The sequence below is a fragment of the Actinomycetota bacterium genome (assembly GCA_040754375.1).
GTDB lineage: Bacteria > Actinomycetota > Acidimicrobiia > Acidimicrobiales > AC-14 > JBFMCT01.
The window spans coordinates 1-20618 of record JBFMCT010000050.1 but is presented as its reverse complement, the minus strand read 5'-3'; the positions used below and the strand labels follow the sequence as shown (position 1 = coordinate 20618).

The 20618-nt window shown below is 71.6% G+C and carries 20 protein-coding genes; 14 read left to right on the top strand and 6 right to left on the bottom strand.

Annotated features, from left to right (window positions below):
• From AB1673_15560 to AB1673_15530, 7 genes are all read left to right on the top strand, one after another.
• A partial coding sequence (locus AB1673_15560) for a c-type cytochrome (GenBank protein MEW6155383.1) occupies positions 1-792 on the top strand: 792 nt, incomplete at its 5' end.
• Positions 789-1571: a Rieske (2Fe-2S) protein gene (locus AB1673_15555; protein ID MEW6155382.1), complete on the top strand. Its 783-nt coding sequence runs from the start codon at positions 789-791 to the stop codon at positions 1569-1571. The genes AB1673_15560 and AB1673_15555, both read left to right, overlap by 4 nt.
• Positions 1568-2851, top strand: a complete 1284-nt coding sequence (locus AB1673_15550; GenBank protein ID MEW6155381.1) for a cytochrome b N-terminal domain-containing protein — start codon at positions 1568-1570, stop codon at positions 2849-2851. The genes AB1673_15555 and AB1673_15550 overlap by 4 nt, the downstream gene beginning before the upstream one ends.
• Positions 2848-3852, top strand: a complete 1005-nt coding sequence (gene coxB / locus AB1673_15545; protein MEW6155380.1) for a cytochrome c oxidase subunit II — start codon at positions 2848-2850, stop codon at positions 3850-3852. Before AB1673_15550 ends, coxB begins: the two co-directional genes overlap by 4 nt.
• Positions 3852-6398 (top strand): cytochrome c oxidase subunit I, encoded by a 2547-nt coding sequence (gene ctaD, locus AB1673_15540; GenBank protein MEW6155379.1) that lies wholly within the window; start codon positions 3852-3854, stop codon positions 6396-6398. The genes coxB and ctaD overlap by 1 nt, the downstream gene beginning before the upstream one ends.
• Positions 6395-6787 (top strand): hypothetical protein, encoded by a 393-nt coding sequence (locus AB1673_15535; GenBank protein MEW6155378.1) that lies wholly within the window; start codon positions 6395-6397, stop codon positions 6785-6787. Before ctaD ends, AB1673_15535 begins: the two co-directional genes overlap by 4 nt.
• Complete coding sequence (locus AB1673_15530; protein MEW6155377.1) at positions 6778-7173, top strand: c-type cytochrome; 396 nt, start codon at positions 6778-6780, stop codon at positions 7171-7173. Before AB1673_15535 ends, AB1673_15530 begins: the two co-directional genes overlap by 10 nt.
• Here AB1673_15530 and AB1673_15525 read toward each other — a convergent pair.
• From AB1673_15525 to fdh, 4 genes are all read right to left on the bottom strand, one after another.
• Entirely contained in the window at positions 7158-8423 is a 1266-nt protein-coding gene (locus AB1673_15525) for an AI-2E family transporter (GenBank protein ID MEW6155376.1), read from the bottom strand. The genes AB1673_15530 and AB1673_15525 overlap by 16 nt on opposite strands.
• Positions 8416-9270 (bottom strand): NrfD/PsrC family molybdoenzyme membrane anchor subunit, encoded by an 855-nt coding sequence (gene nrfD, locus AB1673_15520; GenBank protein MEW6155375.1) that lies wholly within the window; start codon positions 9268-9270, stop codon positions 8416-8418. The genes AB1673_15525 and nrfD overlap by 8 nt, the downstream gene beginning before the upstream one ends.
• A 215-nt stretch (positions 9271-9485) precedes the next feature.
• Positions 9486-10274, bottom strand: a complete 789-nt coding sequence (locus AB1673_15515) for a 4Fe-4S dicluster domain-containing protein (protein ID MEW6155374.1) — start codon at positions 10272-10274, stop codon at positions 9486-9488.
• Entirely contained in the window at positions 10271-13390 is a 3120-nt protein-coding gene (gene fdh, locus AB1673_15510; GenBank protein ID MEW6155373.1) for a formate dehydrogenase, read from the bottom strand. The genes AB1673_15515 and fdh overlap by 4 nt, the downstream gene beginning before the upstream one ends.
• A 234-nt stretch (positions 13391-13624) precedes the next feature.
• Between fdh and AB1673_15505 the strand changes: the two genes are divergently transcribed.
• The 7 genes from AB1673_15505 (at position 13625) to AB1673_15475 (ending at position 18612) form a co-directional block, all read left to right on the top strand.
• Positions 13625-13975, top strand: a complete 351-nt coding sequence (locus tag AB1673_15505) for a hypothetical protein (protein ID MEW6155372.1) — start codon at positions 13625-13627, stop codon at positions 13973-13975.
• A 78-nt stretch (positions 13976-14053) separates the two neighbouring features.
• Complete coding sequence (locus AB1673_15500; GenBank protein ID MEW6155371.1) at positions 14054-14254, top strand: hypothetical protein; 201 nt, start codon at positions 14054-14056, stop codon at positions 14252-14254.
• 303 nt (positions 14255-14557) lie between these two features.
• Positions 14558-15715 (top strand): branched-chain amino acid ABC transporter substrate-binding protein, encoded by a 1158-nt coding sequence (locus AB1673_15495; GenBank protein MEW6155370.1) that lies wholly within the window; start codon positions 14558-14560, stop codon positions 15713-15715.
• A gap of 171 nt (positions 15716-15886) precedes the next feature.
• Positions 15887-16138 (top strand): hypothetical protein, encoded by a 252-nt coding sequence (locus AB1673_15490; protein ID MEW6155369.1) that lies wholly within the window; start codon positions 15887-15889, stop codon positions 16136-16138.
• Positions 16139-16146: 8 nt separating this feature from the next.
• Positions 16147-16434, top strand: a complete 288-nt coding sequence (locus tag AB1673_15485; GenBank protein MEW6155368.1) for a type II toxin-antitoxin system RelE/ParE family toxin — start codon at positions 16147-16149, stop codon at positions 16432-16434.
• 265 nt (positions 16435-16699) lie between these two features.
• A complete protein-coding gene (locus AB1673_15480; GenBank protein ID MEW6155367.1) occupies positions 16700-17917 on the top strand; it encodes a DUF222 domain-containing protein in 1218 nt (405 codons plus the stop codon).
• Positions 17918-18417: 500 nt separating this feature from the next.
• A complete protein-coding gene (locus AB1673_15475; protein MEW6155366.1) occupies positions 18418-18612 on the top strand; it encodes a hypothetical protein in 195 nt (64 codons plus the stop codon).
• Between the two features lie 249 nt (positions 18613-18861).
• Here AB1673_15475 and AB1673_15470 read toward each other — a convergent pair whose 3' ends face one another.
• Both AB1673_15470 and AB1673_15465 read right to left on the bottom strand, forming a co-directional pair.
• Positions 18862-19413, bottom strand: a complete 552-nt coding sequence (locus AB1673_15470) for a hypothetical protein (GenBank protein ID MEW6155365.1) — start codon at positions 19411-19413, stop codon at positions 18862-18864.
• 51 nt (positions 19414-19464) lie between these two features.
• On the bottom strand, positions 19465-20427 hold the full coding sequence (locus AB1673_15465; protein ID MEW6155364.1) for a nucleotidyltransferase: 963 nt from the start codon (positions 20425-20427) through the stop codon (positions 19465-19467).
• Positions 20428-20618 lie beyond the last annotated feature (191 nt).

Here is a 20618-nt window from a genome sequence, read left to right as displayed (position 1 = left end):
CCGGCGGGCGCCGCTCAGGCGGGCCCGGCGGGCGCCGCTCAGGCGGGCCCGGCGGGCGCCGCTCAGGCGGGCCCGGTGGGCGAAGCTCAGGCGGGCCCGGCGGCCGCCGCTCAGGTCAGTCAGGCGGGCCCGGTGGGCGAAGCTCAGGCGGGGCCGGCGGGCGAGGCCGGGCGCCGGCTCTACCTGCGGGACTGCGCCGGGTGCCACGGCCCCGAGGGGCGGGGCTCGTTCCAGGGCCCGCCCGTGGCCGGCGTGGGCGGGGCGGGCGCCCACTTCTGGTTGGCCACCGGGCGCATGCCGATCACCGACGCCGGCCAGAGGCCGGTCCGGCGCCCGCCTGCCTACCCGCCCCAGGAGATCGACGCCCTCGTGGCCTACGTGGCGTCGTTGGGGCCCGGGCCGGCGGTGCCCTCGGTCGACCCGGACCGGGGCGACCTGGCGGGCGGCGGCCATCTCTACCGGTTGCACTGCGCGCCCTGCCACAGCGCCACCGGCATCGGCGGCGCCCTGGCCTACGGCGAGACCGCGCCGGCCCTGTTCGAGGCCAGCGCGGTCGAGGTGGCCGCGTCGATGATCGTGGCCCCGGGCGCCATGCCCGCCTTCGACCCGGCGACGTTCGGGCCGGCCGAGGTCGACGCCATCGCCGCCTACGTGCTGGGCCTGCGGGAGCCGGCCCGGCCCGGGGGCCTGCCCCTGGGGAGCACCGGCCGGGTCGACGAGGGCCTGGTGGCCTGGGCCGCGGGCGTGGCCGGGCTCATGCTGGCCGCCCGTTGGGTGGCCCGCCGCCCGTGAGGGCCCGTGTCCTCGCTCCGTTCGCGGTGGCCGCGCTGGCCGGAGGCGGGGTCGTCACGACTTGGGTGCTGGGAGGCCACACCCAGGTCGAGGGCGCGCTGGGTGCTGCGGCCCTGGGCGCCATGGCCGTCGGGTTGGTCGGCGCGGCCCGGCGCTCGGCCCCACCCGCGCCCGACATCGAGCCCCGCCACCCCTCCCTTCCCGAGGTGCCTGTGGCCCGCCGACGCTTTCTGGCCAAGGCCCTGGCCGGGGCGGTGGCTGTGACCGCCATCATCTTCGCCGTCCCCCTGCGGGGCGAGACCAGGCGAGGGCGCCGGGCCCTGCGGGCCACGGCGTGGACGCCCGGGGCCCGGCTGGTCACCGACGACGGGCGGGCGGTCCACGTGGACGACCTCGACGTCGGTGGGTTGCTCACCGTCTACCCCGAAGGACGGACCGACGCCGGAGACTCCCAGGTGGTGCTCGTCCGCCTCGAACCGGGCCGGTCCATCGGCGCCCCCGGGCGCGCCGACTGGGCACCGGCCGGCTACGTGGCTTACTCCAAGCTGTGCACGCACATGGGGTGCCCGGTGGGGCTCTACCAGCAGCGCGCCCAGGTGCTGCTGTGCCCCTGCCACCAGGCCAGCTTCGACGTCATCGGCGGGGGCCGGCCCGTCCACGGCCCGGCCCGGCGGCCGCTCCCCCAGCTACCGGTGGAGGTGGGCTCTGACGGCTTCCTGCGGGCGATCGGCGACTTCCCCGACGCCGTGGGGCCCGGCTGGTGGGACCGGCCGGCGTGAGCCCCGGGCGGGTGGGGGCCTTCGTCGAGAAGGCCAAGGAGAAGGTGTTCCCCGACCACTGGTCGTTCCTGCTGGGTGAGGTGGCCATGTACTCGCTGGCCGTGCTGGTCGTCACCGGCTTGTTCCTCACCCTGTTCTTCGACGCCAGCGGCGAACGGGTCACCTACGACGGCTCCTACGCCCCGCTCCAAGGGGTCGAGGTCTCACGGGCCTACCACTCGGTGCTGGACATCACCTTCGAGCACCGGGCCGGCCTGCTCATGCGCCAGACCCACCACTGGGCCGCGCTGGTGTTCGCGGGGGCCATCGTCGTGCACGCCGCCCGTGTCTTCTTCACCGGCGGCTTCCGCCGCCCCCGCCGCCTCAACTGGACGATCGGGGTCACGCTGGCCGCCCTGGCCGTGGCCAACGGGTTCTTCGGGCTGTCGCTCACCGACGACCTGCTGTCGGGGACGGGCCTGCGCATCGGCTACAGCTTCGCCCTGTCGGTGCCGGTGATCGGGCCCGGCCTGGTGTCGATGCTGTTCGGGGGCGAACTGCCCTCGCCCGGGCTCATCTCTCGCTTGTGGTGGCTCCACGTGGTCATCCTGCCGCTGGCCATCGTCGGGCTGTTCGCGGCCCACATGGTGCTCGTATGGCGCCAGACCCACACCCAGTTCCGAGGCCACGGGGCCAGCGAGGGCAACGTCGTGGGCGAGAAGCTGTGGCCCTCCTATGCGGCCCGGTCGGCCGCCCTGTTCTGCGTGGTCGGCGCCGTGCTCGTCGGGCTGGGCGGCCTCGTCCAGATCGGCCCGGTGTGGCTGTACGGGCCGTTCGACGCGGCCTCGGCCACCGTCCCCGCCCAGCCTGACTGGTACCTGGGGTGGGTGGAGGGGGCCCTGCGCGTCCTGCCCGCCCTCGACCTCGTGCTGTGGGGCCGGGAGGTCCCCAGCCCGTTCTTCGCGGGGGTGCTGCTGCCCCTGGTGGTCTTCGCGGTCCTCTACGCCTGGCCGTACCTGGAGGCCCGGGTGACGGGCGACCACAACCCCCACCACCTCCTGGACCGGCCGCGCGACCGGCCCGTCCGCACCGCCCTGGGTGTGGCTGCCCTGGCCTTTCTGGGCACGCTGGTGTTCGCCGGGAGCCACGACCTGCAGGGCCTGGCCCTGGGCGTGGGGGTCGATACCATGACAACCGCCTACCGGGTGGCGTTGGCGGTGGTCCCGGTGGGCGCCGGCCTGCTGGCGTGGCGGTTCTGCCGCGACCTGGCCGCTCGGGACGACGAAGGCGGGGCGCCGTGAAGGCGGTGGCGGCACGGACCGGGGCCGCGGTGGCCGTGGGCATGGGGCTGGCCGCCTGCGGGGACGGGCCCAACGCCCTGGCCCCCAAGGGCGATGGGGCCAGGGAGATCGCCGGGCTGTGGTGGCTGCTGTTCGGGCTCGGGACGGCCGTGTTCGTGCTGGTGGCGGCGGTGCTCGTGCGGGCGGTCGTGGCCTCCCGCCCCCGGGCCGCCGGTGACGTGGACGGGGAGGTGGGCGACCGGGCCGGCTACCCGTTGGTGGTGGCCGGGGGCGTGGTGCTGCCCCTGGTCGTGCTCGTGCCCCTCTCGCTGGTCGTGATGCGCACGACCAACCGGGTGGCGTTCCAGGCCGGGGCCACGCACCTGGCCGTCGAGGTCGTCGCCCACCAGTACTGGTGGGAGGTCCGCTACCCCGAGAGCGGCGCCGTCACCGCCAACGAGCTCCACATCCCCGTGGGCCGGCCGGTCGACCTCACCCTGCGTTCGCAAGACGTGGTCCACAGCTTCTGGGTGCCCGAGCTGGCCGGCAAGATCGACAACATCCCGGGGGAGACGACCAATCTCAACCTGGTGGCCCGCCAGGCCGGGGTGTACCGGGGGGTGTGCGCCGAGTACTGCGGGCTCGACCACACCAAGATGCAGTTCCTGGTCGTGGCCCAGCCCGAGGCCGAGTTCGAGCAGTGGCTGGCGTCCGAGGCGGCCGGCCGGGCCCCGCCCCAGGGGGCGCTGGCCCAGCGGGGCGAGCGGGTGTTCAACGACTCGGGGTGCGGGGCCTGCCACACCGTGCGGGGCACGGCCGCGGCCGGGGTGCTGGGCCCCGACCTGACCCACTTCGGGCGTCGCCAGACCATCGGGGCGGCCACGGTGGCCAACAACCGGGGCAACCTGGGCGGCTGGGTGGCCAACCCCCGCTCGCTCAAGGCGGGGGCCAAGATGCCCGCCACCCCCCTCGACGGCGACGAGCTCCAGGCCGTGATCGCCTACCTCGAGGGCCTTCGGTAGTGGCCGTCACCTCACCCCCCGGGCCTCCCGCGGGACCGCCGGAGCCGGCCGGACAGGCGCCGCCCGACGAGCTGGAGAAGGCCTGGACGGGCCCACCCGGGTTCCTCGGCTGGCTGAGCGCGGTCAACCACAAGGACATCGGCAAGCGCTTCGTCGTCACCGCCTTCATCTTCCTGCTCGTGGGTGGGGCCGAGGCCCTGCTGCTGCGGCTCCAACTGGGCACGGCCGAGTCGTCGTTGCTGTCCCCCGAGCTCTACAACCAGATCTTCACGATGCACGGCACGACGATGATGTTCCTGTTCGCCGTGCCCATCCTCGAGGGCCTGGCCATGTACCTCGTGCCGCTCAAGATCGGCACCCGCGACATGCCGTTCCCCCGGCTCAACGCCTTCGGCTACTGGTGCTACCTGTTCGGCGGGGTGCTGCTGCACTGGAGCTTCCTGACGGGGTCCGTGCCCGACGGGGGGTGGTTCGCCTACACACCCTTGTCAGGCCCGGAGTTCTCCCCCGGGAGCAGCCTCGACTACTGGCTGCTGGGGGTCACGTTCGTCGAGGTCTCGGGGATCGTGGGAGCGCTCGAACTGCTGGTGCTGATCCTCAAGCAGCGGGCGCCGGGGATGTCGCTGAGCCGCATGCCCCTGTTCGTGTGGAGCGTGCTGGTCATGTCGGCCATGATGCTGCTCGCCTTCCCGGCCGTGATCGCCGGCACCGTGCTGCTGGAGATCGAGCGCAAGTTCGGCGTCCCGTTCTACGACCCCGGCGGGGGCGGCAACCCCCTGCTGTGGCAGCACCTGTTCTGGATCTTCGGCCACCCCGAGGTCTACATCATGCTGGTCCCGGCCACGGGCATCGTCTCGGCGGTGGTAGCCGTCCACACCCGGCGCCCGGTGGTGGCCTACCCCCTGGTGGTCGCCTCCCTGGTCGCCATCGGGATCCTCAGCTTCGGGTTGTGGGCGCACCACATGTTCACGGTCGGGCTGCCCGCCCTGGTCCTCATGCTGTTCGCGGTGGCCAGCATCTTCATCGCCGTCCCCAGCGGCGTGCAGGTGTTCGCGTGGATCGCCACCATCTGGCACGGCCGGCCCCGGTGGGACACCCCCCTGCTGTTCGTCGTCGGCTTCCTGGTGATCTTCGTGCTCGGGGGGATAACCGGGGTCATGGTGGCGGCTGCACCCTTTGACTTCCAGGCCCACGACAGCTACTTCGTGGTGGCCCACTTCCACTACGTGCTGCTGGGCGGCGTGCTGTTCCCGGTGTTCGCCGGCCTCCACCACTGGTTCCCCAAGCTGACCGGGCGGCGGCCGAGCGAGCGAGCCGGCAAGATCGCCTTCTGGTCCATCTTCGCGGGGTTCAACGTGACGTTCTTCCCCCAGCACTTCCTGGGCCTGCTGGGCATGCCCCGGCGGGTCTACACGTACCACTCGGGCCTCGGGTGGGAGGGCTACAACCTGGTGTCGACAGCCGGGGCCTTCCTGCTGGCCGCGGGCGTGGCCGTGTTCGCCTGGAACCTGGCGTGGAACTGGCGGCGGGGCCCGGCTGCGGGCGACGACCCTTGGGGCGGCGACTCGCTGGAGTGGGCCACGGCCTCGCCGCCGCCGCCCTACAACTTCCGGTCAATGCCCCTGGTGGGGAGCCGCACGCCGAGGTGGGAGCCGGGCGACCCCGGGCTCAGCCCCGAGGTCGAGGCGGCGGTCGCCCGGCTGTCCGAGCCCACCGCCGGCCGGCGCGAACAGCTACGGACTTCGGCCATCGACGCCGTGCCCCAGGCCGTCTTCACCGTGCCGGGCCCGACCTACTGGCCGCTGGTCAGCGCGGCCGCCCTCGCCGTCGTGCTGGTGGGCATCCTGGTCGAGTCGGTGGTGATCGGCGCGGCCGGATTGGCGGGCGCGGTCGTGGCCTTGGTCGGTTGGCTGGCACCGCGGCCCACCGAGACCGAGGCCCTGGCCGAGGGAACGACGTGGCCCGAGCAGGAGATGCCCTCGCCCGGCCATCGGGGCCGGCCCGAGGCCTGGCACGGGACCGTCTTCGGGGCGGCCAGCCTGGGGGCCGTCCTCGGCGCGCTCCTCTACGCCTACTTCTACCTGAGCGTGACCGTCGACCGCTGGCCGCCGCCGGGCACGGCCCTACCGGGGCTGGGCCTGCCGGCGGTGGCCACGGCCGTGCTCATGCTGGCCGTCTTGCCCCTGCGCCGGGCCCTGCCGTCGGCCGGGCCCGATGCCGCAGGGCGGGCCCGGATGGGCCTACGGGCGCTGGTCGCCATCGGGGCCGCCTTCGTGGTGGTCGACGCCGCCGCCCTGCGGGCCAGCGGGCTGGCCATCGACGCCCACGCCTACGACGGGATCTTCATCACCCTGCACGGCTTCTTCCTCTGCCTGCTGGCGCCCGGGGTGATCATGGCCGCGGTGCTGGATTACCGCCTGGGCCACGGCGAGTACGACAGCCAGGCCCACGCCGGGGTGCAGGTGGTGACCGTGTGGTGGTGGTTCCTCCTGCTGTCGTGGTCGGCCGTGGCCGGAACCCTCTACCTCGGGCCTCGGCTGCTGTGAGTGCTCTCGAGGAGGACCGCGACCTTGACGCCGTCGGGCGGGGACCAGGCGTGCTGGAGCTGGCCCGGGGGCCGGCGGCCGAGTCCCTGGTGGGGGTGGCGTTGGCGCCGGCTGCATGGTTCACCCACCTGCTGGTGAGCTACGTGCTCGTGCCGGTGGCGTGCGAGGGGCCCTCGCTGTGGCTGCACCTGAGCACGGTGGTGGCCGCCGTGGCCGCCGCCGGCGGGTGGACGGTGGCCGTCCGTGCCCGCCGCCGGGTGCCCGAGACCGACCGACGGCGGAGCGGGACAAGGGTGCTGGCCAACGTGGGTGTGGCCATGAGCCCCCTGTTCCTGCTCGTGATCCTCGTGGCCGGGGGGGCCAGTCTGGTCGTGGGCCCGTGCCGGTGAGGGACGCGGGCCGGGCCGTCGCGGCGGTGGCCGCCTGGGTGGCCCTGGCGCTGGCCGGTGGAGCGTGTACCGACGCCCGGGGTGCGCGGCCCCTGAGCACCGGCCTGGGCGACCCGCCCCGGGGCCGGGAGGCCATCGCCGCCTACGGCTGCGGGGCGTGCCACACGATCCCCGGGGTGCGCGGCGCGGACAGCTTCGTCGGCCCGCCCCTGACCGCCTTCGGGCGCCGGTCGTTCGTGGCCGGCCACCTCCCCAACACGGCCGAGAACCTGGTGGCCTGGCTGCGTGACCCCCAGGCCGTCAGACCGGGCACGGCCATGCCCGACCTGGGGGTGACCGAAGCCGACGCCCTCGACATCGCCGCCTACCTTCACTCGCTGCGCTGATCCACCGGTTCGCCCAGCACGTGGACCGACCAGAGGTGGCCGGCCACCACCTTGAGGGCGGCGGCCGTGGGGGCGGCCACCAGCATGCCCAGGATGCCGCCCAGGCTGGCCCCGATGAGCAGGGCCAGCAGCACGGCCGCGGGGTGGAGCTTGACCGTGCGGTGCAGCACCAGGGGGCTGATCAACTGGCTCTCGAGCTGCTGGACAGCGACCATCACCACCACGGCCCAGACGGCCGTCATGACGTCCCGGGTCACGAGGGCGACCACCACCGCCGGGACGCCGCCCACGAACGGGCCGACCAGGGGCACGAGGTCGGCCACCCCGGCGATGGCGCCCAGCAGGGCCCAGAAGGGCAGCCCGATGAGAGCCAGGCCGACCGCCGTCAGCACCCCCACGATGGCGGCCACGATGATCTGTCCCCGCACGAACCCCCCGACCACGGCGTGCAGGCGCCGGCCCAGCATCGTCACCTCCGACCGGGCCCGCGCCGGCACCAGGGCCCGCAACCGCGACCGGACGCCGGGCAGGTCGGCCAGGAGGTAGAAGGCGATCACCGGCCCGGTGACCAGCACGATGATGATCCCCACCAGGCGGTCCCCGGCTCTCCACAGCTGCGACAACCGGTCGGTCACGGGACCGTTCACCTGCGCCCCCAGGTCCTCGCGGGAGAACTCCAGGGGCGTGCCCCGTAGGTCCTCCTCCAAGCCCACCACCCACCCCTCGACCCGGTCCTGCACCTCGGGCCACTGGGCCCTGAACTCCTCGACCTGGCCCTGGACCACGGGGATGACCGAGACCACCATGAGGGCGAACAGGGCCAAGCCCCCGAGGTAGAGCAGGGCGGTGGCCGCCACCCGCGGCAACCTCCGCCGTTCCATCGCGGTGACCAACGGGTTGAGCAGCAGGACGATGACCCCGGCCAGCAGCAACGGGGCGAACACCACCCGGACGACCCAGGCCACCCACAACAGGACGGCACCGGCCGCGGCCAAGCCCACGATCGCCCACGCCGTCGTCCCCCACGACCGCACCGCCTCCCCGATGGCCCGCCGCTCCCCCGCCTCCTCCTCCCGGGCGGCGTCCGCAGGCTGGTCGGCGCCGGGAGCAGGCGGGTCGGGGGCCGCGGGAGCAGGCGGGTCGGGGTCGGCGGGCGGGTCGGGGGCGGCGGGCCGGTCGGCTTCGGTCGGCTGGCCGGCGTCGCCCGGTGTACCCGCCCGCGGGGCCGGCGGGGGGCGCTCGTCAGGCACCATGGCCGGCGCCGGCCCGTGAGCGCTGGGGACCGATCGTGTCCTCGGGGCGGGCGGCCGACTGCCAGCCGGCGGTGAACACCGCCCAGCGCTCGCAGAGGGCCCCGGCCATCACCAGAGCGGCGGCCGCCACCGCCGGGGCCCGGCGGTGTCCCGCGGCCGCGGCCAAGACGGCCCCGCTCACCGCCGACACCCGCGCCGCCTTGTGGAAGCGGCCTGAACGGCCCTCGTGGTAGGGGTGGGCCAGCGGGCCCAGGTGGCGGTCCATGACCGAGACGGCCGCCAGTTCGACGACCGTCGCGGCCACCACCATCCGCCGGGCGGTCGGCCTTGAAGGTGCCGGTGCGGTGGCGAGGGCCGCGGCCCCGGCGGTGGCCGCGGCGGCCGACGCGAACACGAAGGGCAGCTCACGCCGGGCCTCGTGCCAGACCGGGGTGGCGGTGTCAGCCACCAGCACCGCCGGGTAGGTGGCGATGCCCAGACCGCCGGCCGCGGCCGCAAGGTCGGCCAACGTGCCGAGCACGGGCCAGCCAGCCCGCTCCCCCAGGGCGGCGGCCCCCACCGCCGACGGGACGTAGGCGCACAGCAGCCAGCTCCCCAGGTTGAGGGGCGAGGTCGGGCGGAAGACGCGCAGCATGTTGAGGAACCGGCTGGGGACGCCTAGGTCGGCCACCAGAAGGACGGGGCTGACGAGGGCGCCGGCCGCTGCCGCCCGCCGGGCCGACGCGGCCAGGGCCCGGTCTCCGGACACCCGGGCCGCCAGGGCCAGGACCGACGAGGCCCCGGCCAGGCCTCCGGTGAAGAAGTACCAGGGCACCTCCGGCTTCCACACCGGCCGCTTGACCACCGGCCTCCCGTAGTAGCCCCCCGGCGCACCTCCCGGCTGCTGCCGGCCCCCCGTCGCCGACTGGTTCACTGCGCCGCCGGGGAAGGGGTCAACTCCCGCCCCTGTACTGGCCGGGCCGCTCGCCGGGCCGCTCGCCGGGCCGCTCGCCGGGCCGCTCGCCGGGCCGCTCGCCGGGCCGCTCGCCGGGCCGCTCGCCGGGCCGCTCGCCGGGATCCTCACGAGCGGCCACCCCGCACGGCCCAGGCGGCCAGGGCGGCCAGGACGGCGGCTGCCCCGGCGGCTGCCGTCCACATCTCCCCCAGCCGGCGAGTGGCCGTGGCCGGCGCGGGCGGCAGGCCGTAGACCTCGGGTTCGTCGAGCAGCAGGAAGAAGGCGCCCGCCCCGCCCACGCCGTCGCCGGCGTCGTGGCCGTACAGGCGGGCGCCCTCGACGCCCCGCTCGGCCAGTTCGCCGAGGCGCTCGGTCGCCCGGCCGCGCAGCTCGTCGAGCAGGCCGAACTCGATCGAACCGGTGGGGCACGCCTTGGAGCACGCCGGTTCGAGGTCGCCCCGCAGGCGGTCGTAGCAGAGGGTGCACTTCCACACCCGGCCGTCGCCCTTGCGCTGGTCGATAACCCCGAAGGGACAGGCGGGCACGCAGTAACCACAGCCATTGCAGATGTCCTCCTGAACCACGACCGTGCCGAACTCGGTGCGGAACAACGAACCCGTCGGGCACACCTCCAGGCAGGCGGCCTCGGTGCAGTGCTTGCACACGTCCGAGCTCATCAGCCAGCGGGCGCCCCCGGGCCCGCTCTGCTCGACGAAGGCCACGTGGCGCCAGGCGTCGGCCCCGAGAGCGCCCGTGTTGTCGTAGGAGTGGCCGGTCATCTGGGCGAGCGTCTCGGGCACGCCGTTCCACTCCTTGCAGGCCACCTCGCATGCCTTGCACCCGATACAGATCGACGTGTCGGTGAAGAACCCCACCCGGCCCCTCGTCTGGCACGCCGCCTCCAGGGCGCTCACCCGTCCTCCACCAGGCGGCGCAGGGCCGGCCCCCGGGGCCGGCGGCCGGGGCGGACGTCGCACGTGGCCGCCTTGACCTCCTGGATGTGGACGTTGGGGTCGAGCACCACCGGAAACAGGTCGTTGGCCGAGTCGCCCCGGCTAAGGCCCGCCGTCCCCCAGTGGTACGGCAGGCCCACCTGGTGGACCGTCCGCCCGTCGACCACCAGCGGGGGCAGCCGATCGGTGACCAGCACCCGCGCCTCGATGGCGCTGCGGGACGAGACGATGGTGGCCCAGCCGCCGTTCTCCAGGCCCCGCAAGCCGGCCAGTTGAGGGCTCACCTCGCAGAACATCTCGGGCATCAGCTCGCTGAGCCGGCCCAGGAACCGGCTCATGGCCCCGGCCGTGTGGTGTTCGGTGAGCCGGTAGGTCGTCATCACGAACGGGTAGGGGTCGGCGTCGGTCTCCCGGGGCCGGGTGTTGGTCGGGTTGTGGCGGTGGCGGTGCTGCACGCGGGCGGGATTGGCGGACTGGCGGTAGAGAGGGTTGGAGAACGGCGACTCGTGCGGTTCGTAGTGGACCGGCAGCGGCCCGTCCTTGAGCCCGCTGGGGGCGAACAGCCAGCCCTTGCCGTCGGCCTGCATGATGAAGGGGTCGTCGCCCCGCAAGGCCTCGGCCCCCCGGGCACCGGGCGGGGGCTCGAACCCCGGGGGCTTGGTCACCGGGAAGTCCGGGGTGTCGTGGCCCGTCCAGCGGCCCAGGGCCTCGTCCCACCAGACGTAGCGCTTGCGCTCCGACCAGGGCTGGCCATCGGGCCGGGCCGACGCCCGGTTGTAGAGCAGCCGGCGGTCCCCGGGCCAGGCCCAGCCCCACTCGGGCGCAACCCAGTCCTGCTCCGACGCCGGTTTGCGGCGATTGGTCTGGTTGACGCCGTCGCGGTAGCAGCCGCAGTAGATCCAGCAGCCGCACGCCGTGGAACCATCGGCCCTCAGCTCCGTGGGGGCCGACAGGGGGCGCCCCTGGGCGTCCCAGCCGTTGATCTCGGCCAGCACGGCCTCGGCCAGGGGCTCGTCGTGGGGGCCGTGGGTCGGGTAGTCCCATGTGAGATCGAGCACGGGCCGGTCGACCGGGTCGGTGGAACCCGCCAGCTTCTCGCGCACGAGCCGCCCCAGGTGGTAGTGGAACCACAGGTCCGAGCGGCAGTCGCCCCGGGTCTCCACCGCCTTCTCGTGCCACTGCAGGAGGCGCTGGGTGTTGGTGAAGCTCCCGTCCTTCTCCACGTGGGCAGCCGCGGGAAGGAAGAAGACCTCGGTGGCGATGTCCTCGGTGGCCATCTCGCCGGTCTCGATCTCGGGACCGTCCTTCCAGAAGGTGGCGCTCTCGATCTCGAACAGGTCGCGCACCACCAGCCAGTCGAGACGGGCCATGGCCAGACGGTGGAGCCGGCCGTTGGCCGAGCCGACAGCCGGGTTCTCGCCGTTGAGCACGAACCCTTTGACCTTGCCCTCGGCCATGTCGAGCACCGTGCGGTAGACCGAGTGGTCGCCGTCGATGCGGGGCAGGTAGTCGAAGCACCAACCATTGGCCTCGGTGGCGTGCTCGCCCCACCACGCCTTCATGAGGCTCACGAAGTAGGCGTCCATGTCGGCCCAGTAGCCGGCCGTCGAGGCGCTGGCCTCCACGTAGGCCTCGTGGCTGTCGAGCTCGCCGGCCCGGACCATGGGCAGGTAGCCGGGCAGGATGTCGAAGAGCGTGGGGATGTCGGTGGAACCCTGGATGCTGGCGTGGCCCCGCAGGGCCAGCACGCCGCCCCCGGGCCGGCCCACGTTCCCCAGCAGGAGCTGGATTATCGAGGCGGTGCGGATGTACTGCACGCCCACGGTGTGCTGGGTCCAGCCCACCGAGTAGACGAATGCTCCCGTGCGCTCGGGCCCCGAGTTCTCGCACAGGCGCTCGGCCACCTCGATGAACAGGTCGCGCCTGACACCGCACGTCCTCTCCACCATCTCGGGCGTGTAACGGCTGAAGTGGCGCTTGAGGAGCTGGAACACGCACCGGGGGTGCTCGAGAGTGGGGTCGGTCCGGGGGGGCTCGCCTTGTTCGAGAGCCGCTCCGTGACCGCCCGTCTCGTCCTCGGTGGCCGCGTGGACCTCGCGGTGGCCGGCGGCCGCTCCGACCACCACCCCCTCGTACTGCCACGAGCCCACCTGGTAGGTGCCGGTCTCGGGGTCGAACCCCGAGAACAGCCCGTCGAGGTCCTCGGTGTCACCGAAGTCGTCCCGCACGATGGCCGCCGCGTTGGTGTAGGCCACCACGTAGTCGCGGAACTCGCGCCCGTTCTCCAGGATGTAGTTGACGATGCCGCCCAAGAAGGCGATATCGGTGCCGGCCCGCAGGGGTACGTAGAGGTCGGCCATGGCGCTGGTGCGGGTGAAGCGCGGGTCGACATGGATGACCGTGGCGCCCCGGGCCTTGGCCTCCATGACCCACTGGAACCCGACCGGGTGGCACTCGGCCATGTTCGACCCCTGGATGAGCACAACGTCGGAGTTCTGAAGGTCCTGCTGGAAGGTGGTGGCCCCTCCCCTGCCGAACGATGTCCCCAGACCGGGGACGGTGGACGAGTGTCATATCCGGGCCTGGTTCTCGACCTGGACGGCCCCCAGAGCGGTCGCCAGCTTCTTGATCAGGTAGTTCTCCTCGTTGTCGAGGGTGGCCCCGCCGAGCTGGGCGAACCCCAGGGTGCGCCCGAGGCGGTGGCCGTCGGCGTCGCGCTCCTGCCAGCCCGCCCGGCGGGCGGCGATGACCCGGTCGGCGATCATGTCCATGGCCCGGTCGAGGGCCAGGTCCTCCCACTCGGTGCCGTGGGGGCGGCGGTAGCGGACCTTGTACTCGCGGGCCGGCCCGGCCACCAGCTCCCGCGACGCCGCCCCCTTGGGGCACAGCCGCCCGCGGGAGATGGGGCTGTCGGGATCGCCCTCGATCTGGGTCACCTCGCCGTCGGCGGTGTAGACGAGTTGGCCACAGCCCACCGCGCAGTAGGGGCAGATCGACCGGGCCACCGAGCCGGCCGTGGCCGTGCGGGGCGCGAGGTGCTGTGAGCGAGGGGAGGCGGCCGTGCCCGACAGCCCCAGGACGTCGCCCTGCGCGACCTGGCGGGCTGCCGGCCACGAGGCCAGCAGCCGGCGGACCACCCCGGGGACCGTCTCCCGCACGCCGTTGCGGTACCCGGGGGCCGCCTCCCCCACACCGCCCGGGACCGACCGACGCCGGATTGGCCCCCAACCGCAACCGAACGGGCCGTTCGGCCCTGTCGCCGGAGGCCGGACAGGCGTTGTATTGAAGCGTCAGCCAGAAAGGACGCCGCCATGAGAGAGCCCCACGCCCATGTGCCTTACCCCGGCGACCTCGACGACGCCTCCGTCGCCCGTTCGATGCGATGGGGGGTGGTGGTCGGGGTACCCACGGTGTTCGTGCTGGTGACCGTCGTGGGCCTGCTCGCCGGCCTCGGCCTGTTCACGGCCGTGGCCGTGGCCGCCTGGCCCGCCATCGTGGCCGGCGGCTACTTCGGCACGCTCGGGGTCGTCGACTACGCCCAACACCAACACCCCGTGGGTGAGGTCCGCGCCCTTCTCCACCCCCTCCACGGCCACCACCCGCTGCACGGCCGTCGCCCCCACCGCCCCCACCACCCCGCCCGTCACCGCCACGCCGCCTGACCACCGCCTCCCCCGCTGCTCGGGGGGCCTTTGGGAAACCGGTTGCTGGTCGTGCCCCCGCCCGGCCACCGTGGGGAGGTGGACGACATACCCGAGCCCGACTTGCAGCTCATCCGGTTCTCCGACGACCGGAGGCTCGGGCTCGACGCCGAAAGGGCGCACCACCGCGCCGAGGCCCGGCGGTTGCTGGTGCGGCGGGCGGCGGCGGGGCGGTGTGTGCCCGGAGCAGTGGTGGGGGACGGTCGACGGCCGGACGTTCCACTTCCGGGAGCGGCATGACCATTGGACCATCCGGCAGCACCACCAAGCATGGACCGGCGAGGTCCTCGCTAGGGAGGTCGTCGCGGAAGGCGTTGCCGGGTGTGAGGGCTACGGGTCGTCATCCATCGAGCGGCCCCACTTCATCGTCCGTACCGTCCGGGGGCAGACCACGGGCGCGGCGTGCACTGTCCAGGTGACCGAAGCTGACCGGAGGTCCGTACCTTGCTTTCACACGACCGGTCACGGTGGTGGTCGCCGGCCGGGGGTCGCCGGCCGCGAGGGGCTTCGGCTTACCTGGGAACCGCTTCTGTGGCGGTGGCAATGGCGGTACTGGCGCTGGCCGCCTGTACGGGCACTTCTCCCCAGGACCGGCCGGTCGCCCGGATCGGGGTGATCGTGCCGCTCGAGGCCGGCCTGGTCGAGTTCGGGCGGGGCATCCGCAACTCCGTGCAGCTGGCGGTCGACGAGGCCAACCGCGCCAACACCGTCCCCGGGTGGCGGCTGGAGGTCGTGGCCGTCGACGACTCGTCCGACCCGGGCGTGGGTGAGACGGCCGCCCATCGGCTGGCCGCCGACCGGTCGCTGGTGGGTGTCGTCGGGACGTACAACTCGGGGGTGGCGGCCCGGGTCGCGCCCGTGCTGGACGAGGCCGGAGTGGTCATGGTCTCGCCGGCCAACACCGACCCCGCCCTCACCTTGGGCGCCGACCCCGGCCGGCCCGTGCGGCCCCACGCCAACTACTTCCGCATGGTCACGGCCGACAACGTCCAGGCGCCGTTCCTGGCCCAGGCCGCCTTCGACGACCTCGGGGCCCGGCGGGTGGCTGTGCTCAGCGAGACCAAGCCGGTGAGCAAGGGCCTGGCCGACGGCTTCCGGGCCGCCTTCGCGGCACTGGGCGGGACCGTCGTCGTCGACCTCACCGTCCCCGACGGCACCACCAACTTCGGCGGCCCGCTGACCCAGGTCGTCCCCCTCCGTCCCGACCTGGTGTTCTTCGGCGGCGAGTACAACGTCGCGGCCCGCCTGTCGGCCCAGGCGACCGAGGCCGGGTTGGCCGTCCCCGTCATGGGCGGTGACGGCATGAAGGACGACGCCTACATCGCCAACGCCGGGCCGGCCAGCGACGGCGACCTGGCCAGTTCGGTGGGGGCGCCCCTCGCCTCGCTGGCCGCGGCCCGCGAGTACGTGGCCGCCTACCAGGCCGCGGGCTTCGCCGAACCGCCGAGCGACTACGGCGTGTACGCCTACGACGCGACCCGCGTCATCATCGCGGCCGCCGCCCGCGCCCTCGACGGGCGCACCACGGTCAACGCCGGCGCCCGGGCCTCGGTCATCGCCGCCGTCGCCCGCACCGACCTGGCCGGCGCCTCCGGCCAGGTCTCGTTCGACGCCTTCGGAGACACGCGCGCCAAGGTCCTCACCTTCTACCGCGTGTCATCGGGCGCCTGGTCCCCCGTGAAGACCCAGTCCGTCTCATGAACCCGCCGCCCGACGCCTCGGGGGCCGCCGAGCGGCGAGTGCCCCTGAAGACGACGGCCGAATACGAACCGAGCCGTCCGGCTTGCAGCACAAGCCGTTGGATGCCGACGCCTCTGCGGTGTAGCTCGGTCCCACGTACACGAACCGCGTCGCAACGTGTACCTTGACGACGTGAACTCCCAGCGTCTCAACATCACCCTCGACGAGGCGCATGCCGCCAAGCTCTCCCGTCTCGCGGCTCGGGTGCACGTCAACGAGGGCACCCTGGCTCGCTCGCTGCTCTCCACGGCCATCGACGACGCCGATCCTGACCCCCAAAACGTGGCGTCCGCGCTGGATGGGATCGACGGGGCGTGGGAGCGAGCGCAACTGGGCAGCCGCCAAGCCGTCGTCGGCGAGACGATCCAACTCGACGGCCTGTAGGCCTGTCCTTGGCTCGCGTTGAGCTGGCGAAGGCCGCGGTGGCGGATCTTCGCCGGATCATCCTGACGCACAGCCTCCCGCCCGACACGACGGCGCGGGTGCGGGCCAGCCTCCAGCCGCTGCGCACCTTTCCGCTGCTCGGGCCTGAGCTGCATGGGAGATGGGAGGGCTACCGGTTCCTCGTCGGACCATGGCGCTGGATGATCCTCGTCTACCGCCACCTCGCCGAGGAGGACCGCGTCGTCGTCGTGACGATCCAGGACGCACGAACCTCGAGCGCAGCAACCAACCCGTAGGCATCGGCGGAGACCCGTCGTCGGTAGTCCAGGCCCACGCGGACAAGAGTCGGCCCGCCAGCAGCTCCCAGATCGCGTCCGTTGATCCGCCGCTCGGCCTGGCACCCCAGTCGCCGGAGCGCTTCGGCGTGTGCGTCCAAGGCCCACCGGGCCGGCACCTGGTCCCGGTGCTGCCCTGCGCTCACGTAATCCGCACTCCCGCCGGGCCACGTCTTGCTTCGAGATCCCCGCTCCGGATCACCTGAAATGGGTTGTAATCGAACGTGTGTTCGGCTACAATGAAGCCATGGGCGGGGCGGCCGGTTTCGGTGAAGAGCTGGAGGAGGTGCTCGCTGGGATCGACTTGTCGGTCGGTGCCGGAGACCTCCCTGACGAGTCTTTGCGGGAGCTGGTGCTGGGGCTGAGGCGGGTGATCGACCGCCTCGAGGCGTCGTTCGCCGATGCAGTCCACACGCTGGGCGTGCGGGCCATCCCGGCCGCCGACGGCACGGTCGACGCCACAACGTGGCTGGTCCGCAAGGCCGGCATGAGCCGCTCGGCCGCCCGGGCCGCCACCCGTCTGGGGGCGGGCCTGGCCGGTGCCCCCAAGGTCGGCCAGGCGTTGCACGCGGGGGCCATCACGCCCGACGCCGCCCGGCTCCTGCTGGGCGCCCGCAACCCGCGGACCACCGACGCGTGGGAGCGCGACGAGGCCCAACTGGTGGAGTGGGCCACCCTGCACACGCCCGACGAGCTGCGCACGGTCCTGCGGCACTGGTCGGCGGGAGCCGACCCCGACGGTCCCGAGCCAGCCACCGACCCGTCCCGCAACGAACTGACGATCGCCATGCTCGGCGGCCGGGGCATCGTGCGGGGCGACCTCGACGCTGAGACGGCGGCCATCGTCAACCAGGCCATCGCCGACATGGTCGACGAGCTGTGGCGGGCGAGCAACCCGCAGGGCCGGGCCAACCGCACGGCCGCCTGGTGGCGGGCCGAGGCCCTGGCTGAGATCGTCCGGCGGGCCAGCGGAGTTGAGGTCCCGGGATCGACCAAGCCGGCCCGCCCGCTGGTGACCGTGGTCGTCAACTGGGAAGACCTGCTCCAGCCCCGGGGACGCCTGGTGGCCCTGCCCACGGGCGAGCTCATCGGCGCCGAGGCCGTACGCCGCCTGGCCTGTGACGCAGGGGTGGCCCGGGTAGTGATGAAGGGAGACAGCCAGCCTCTGGAAGCGGGCCGTGCCCACCGGGCCCCCTCGGCCGCCCAGTACCGGGCCGTGTTGGCCCGTGACCGAGGATGCGGGCTACGGGGGTGCGGCGCCCCACCGTGGATGTGCGAGGTCCACCACCTCAAACACTGGGCCGATGGCGGCCCCACCGATTTGTCCAACCTGGTGATGGTCTGCCGGCGCGAGCACCGCCTCGCCCACGAAGGCGGCTTCGAAGTCCGCCCCCACCCCGATGGTGGGTTCTACCTCGACCGCCCTCACGCCCGGGCCGCGTGACCTCTGCCGGACTACGTCGTCGGGCTGGAGAACGCCGCGCCCCTACTCGGTCACCTTTCGAACAAGCAATTCATGGAGTCGCTTACCATTCTATGTCAATTCGGACGCGACGACTAGCCGGCGGATGAGGCCGACACTTAACTCGGGAGCTCGGCCCAACCGTTCATCGTCCCGGTCCGCGAGAACTCAACCGGCTGGTGAGGTGAAACGTCAAGCCACCGAAGTTTCAAACTCTTAGCGGAGCGTGACCCAGCACGCTTGAGGCGCAGCTCGCTCGGTCGGTACATCGCAGCGGGAACGTGGTCGGGCTTTCCGAGCGATAGTGATAATGGGAGGAACCGGCACCACGCCGTGATGTAGCTCTGTTCACCCAACCGGAGCATGGTTGTCACCGCCAGATCTGCAGGCGCCGCATAGCTCCCGCCAGACTGAACGTTCACATACATCCCCCAGTCCGGCGGGAACGCTCGTGATCCGAACAGCACCTCCAGCATGGCACTTTGCTCTCTGATCGGCTGACCGCGACCCAGCCGGGCCTTGGTCGCTTCAAGACCGAAAAGAACCTTGAGCAACCAACGCTCGAGGCCTGCTCCCGTGATGTCTATCGACCGCTCGGTATCATCCCCATCTCTGAGTTCGCCATCAAACTGTTGAATGGCACCAAAGAACCGAGCAGCCTCGACGTCAAGCGGTGACAGAGCCTCGTTGTGGCGATCACAGAGGATCTTCGAACTTAGAGAGGAGACACCAACCCTCCTCGTGTCCGGAATACCCGGCGCGCCCTCAATGATTGGAGCCAGTCCGATTAGGCGAAGAACAGCAGCGGAGAGGTAGTGCTCCTTAGTCTGCCTTGAACTGCAACCACCAAGACCCGCCGCGTAACAGTTGGCTGGCCTGGTACTCATGCGGATTGCCACCCCAAGACGTGCCGGACGTCGTGGTGATCAGGGTCGTCGTTGACCATCGATCGTACCTGCCCGTGGACGACTGTTGAAGTAGCGACCGGTCAAGTGACCATCGTCATAGATTCGCAAATCGGCCGCACCATCGTGATCGCCCATATCTGCATCGGCGACACCCGGATTGACGCGATTCTTGTACACGTAGGTCACACACGCCGCCGCACCATCATTACTCATCGAGCCCAGTGCCGAAGTCGACAGAGAACTACTCGACCCGGAGGTAACCGCCATTTCGACACACATCCGCGTCCAGCTCTGGACCACCTTAAGTGTCACAGCTCTCTGTATGGCCTGCCCCGTCGCGTCCTGGAACGTGCTGGTCAGCGTGCCATCGTAGATGCCTGAGATGTCCGTTACCTTGACCAGGCCTAGGGTATTCAAGATCGGCAACTTCCAGAGGTATCGATCGAACAACCAATAGACCAAGGCAAAGGTGGCGGCCAGCGAGGGGGCGCTAACGAGCCACTGTGGCCAAGAAAAGTGGGAAGCGACCGCCTCGACACCTAGGGCCAAGACGACTGCAACGACAGCCATAGCTGCGTAGATCCCAACCCTAGACTCATTCGTCGAGTATGTGTGCATACGTCAGTAGGCGTCCCAAAGGGCGTCGATAATCAACTGAGCTGACTCAACACTGAAGTTGCCAGGATCAGTCTTGAAGAGTCGATGTATGCGGTCACACGAGAGGAAGCCAGATCTGTTTGCATGTTTCAGCCAAAGAATCACGCTGGATAGCCGATCCGAGTCATCTGAAACGAACCTATCGGTCGGCACGTTGTACACCATGCATTCGAGTAAGTAGCCTGGTGCAACTCCATCCCTCAGTCGGCCTTCGTCAACTGCTCGATTGCGCAACCGCTTTACTTGCCGGACGGACTCTTTGTACCGCCCAGAACAGACACTGTTCTTGGCCTGGCCGTTAGCGATGTGTTCCTTGGGGAAGTTGATAATTCTCCCGCCGCGCAGAGGATGAATCGCAATCCCCTCCACGAAATCTCCGTGCAAGCCCGACCCCGGCGTGCGATACCACCTGTACTGGAGCGATGGTACGACATCAGCGTCCACGTAGCCGGGGGCCTTGTCGACTTTGATGCACTTGTTCCGTTCATGAACCCTCCCCGCCCCGTAGTAGGTGACCAGGGCACTCGTGACCTCACGCCGAAGGTCGTCCCTCGTAAACCTCGCCTCGGGAAGCGCGTGGTACTGATCTTGTGCCGCCGGGCTGAGGCGCTCGGTCGCCCCCTGGAACGTCTGACGCGTCATGACGACAATGTCGACGTCTGAGTCATTTCGAATGTTGGTTGCGTTGGCGTAGGAGCCCTGAAGAAACACCTCGATGTCACGTCGTTGCGAGACCTCAGCGAGTGCACGGCGAATCGAGGAGTAGGTGTTCTTGGCCGCTACGTCTGAGCCAGCGGCAGTCCAGTTTTCGTGCTCTTGGCGTGTTGCAGTCATGAGGCCGCCTCCGTCGCTGACCTGAGATCGTGTTGCAGCTGTTCGGACTGTTTCGGGCGTGACGCCATCATCTACTCCGCTATACGTCTCCAATCGTAGTCGAACGTGCGTTCCCTAGCAACCAATCCAGCGTTGCCCGCCGATCCCTCGGGTCAGCGTAAGTGTTCACGTAGCTGGCGGCGTGGGTGGCATCCACGGATCGCCCTTGAAGAGCCGGGTGAGGGCGTCGATGGCGGGGACGTCGTGCTTGCGGGTGGTGGACAGGTAGCTGCGTAGGTGGGCGA

Coding starts and splice junctions, on each gene's coding strand:
- AB1673_15495 (MEW6155370.1), top strand. CDS start 14,558: ATGGCGGTACTGGCGCTGGCCGCCTGTACGGGCACTTCTCCCCAGGAC.
- AB1673_15470 (MEW6155365.1), bottom strand. CDS start 19,413: ATGGCTGTCGTTGCAGTCGTCTTGGCCCTAGGTGTCGAGGCGGTCGCT.
- AB1673_15505 (MEW6155372.1), top strand. CDS start 13,625: ATGAGAGAGCCCCACGCCCATGTGCCTTACCCCGGCGACCTCGACGAC.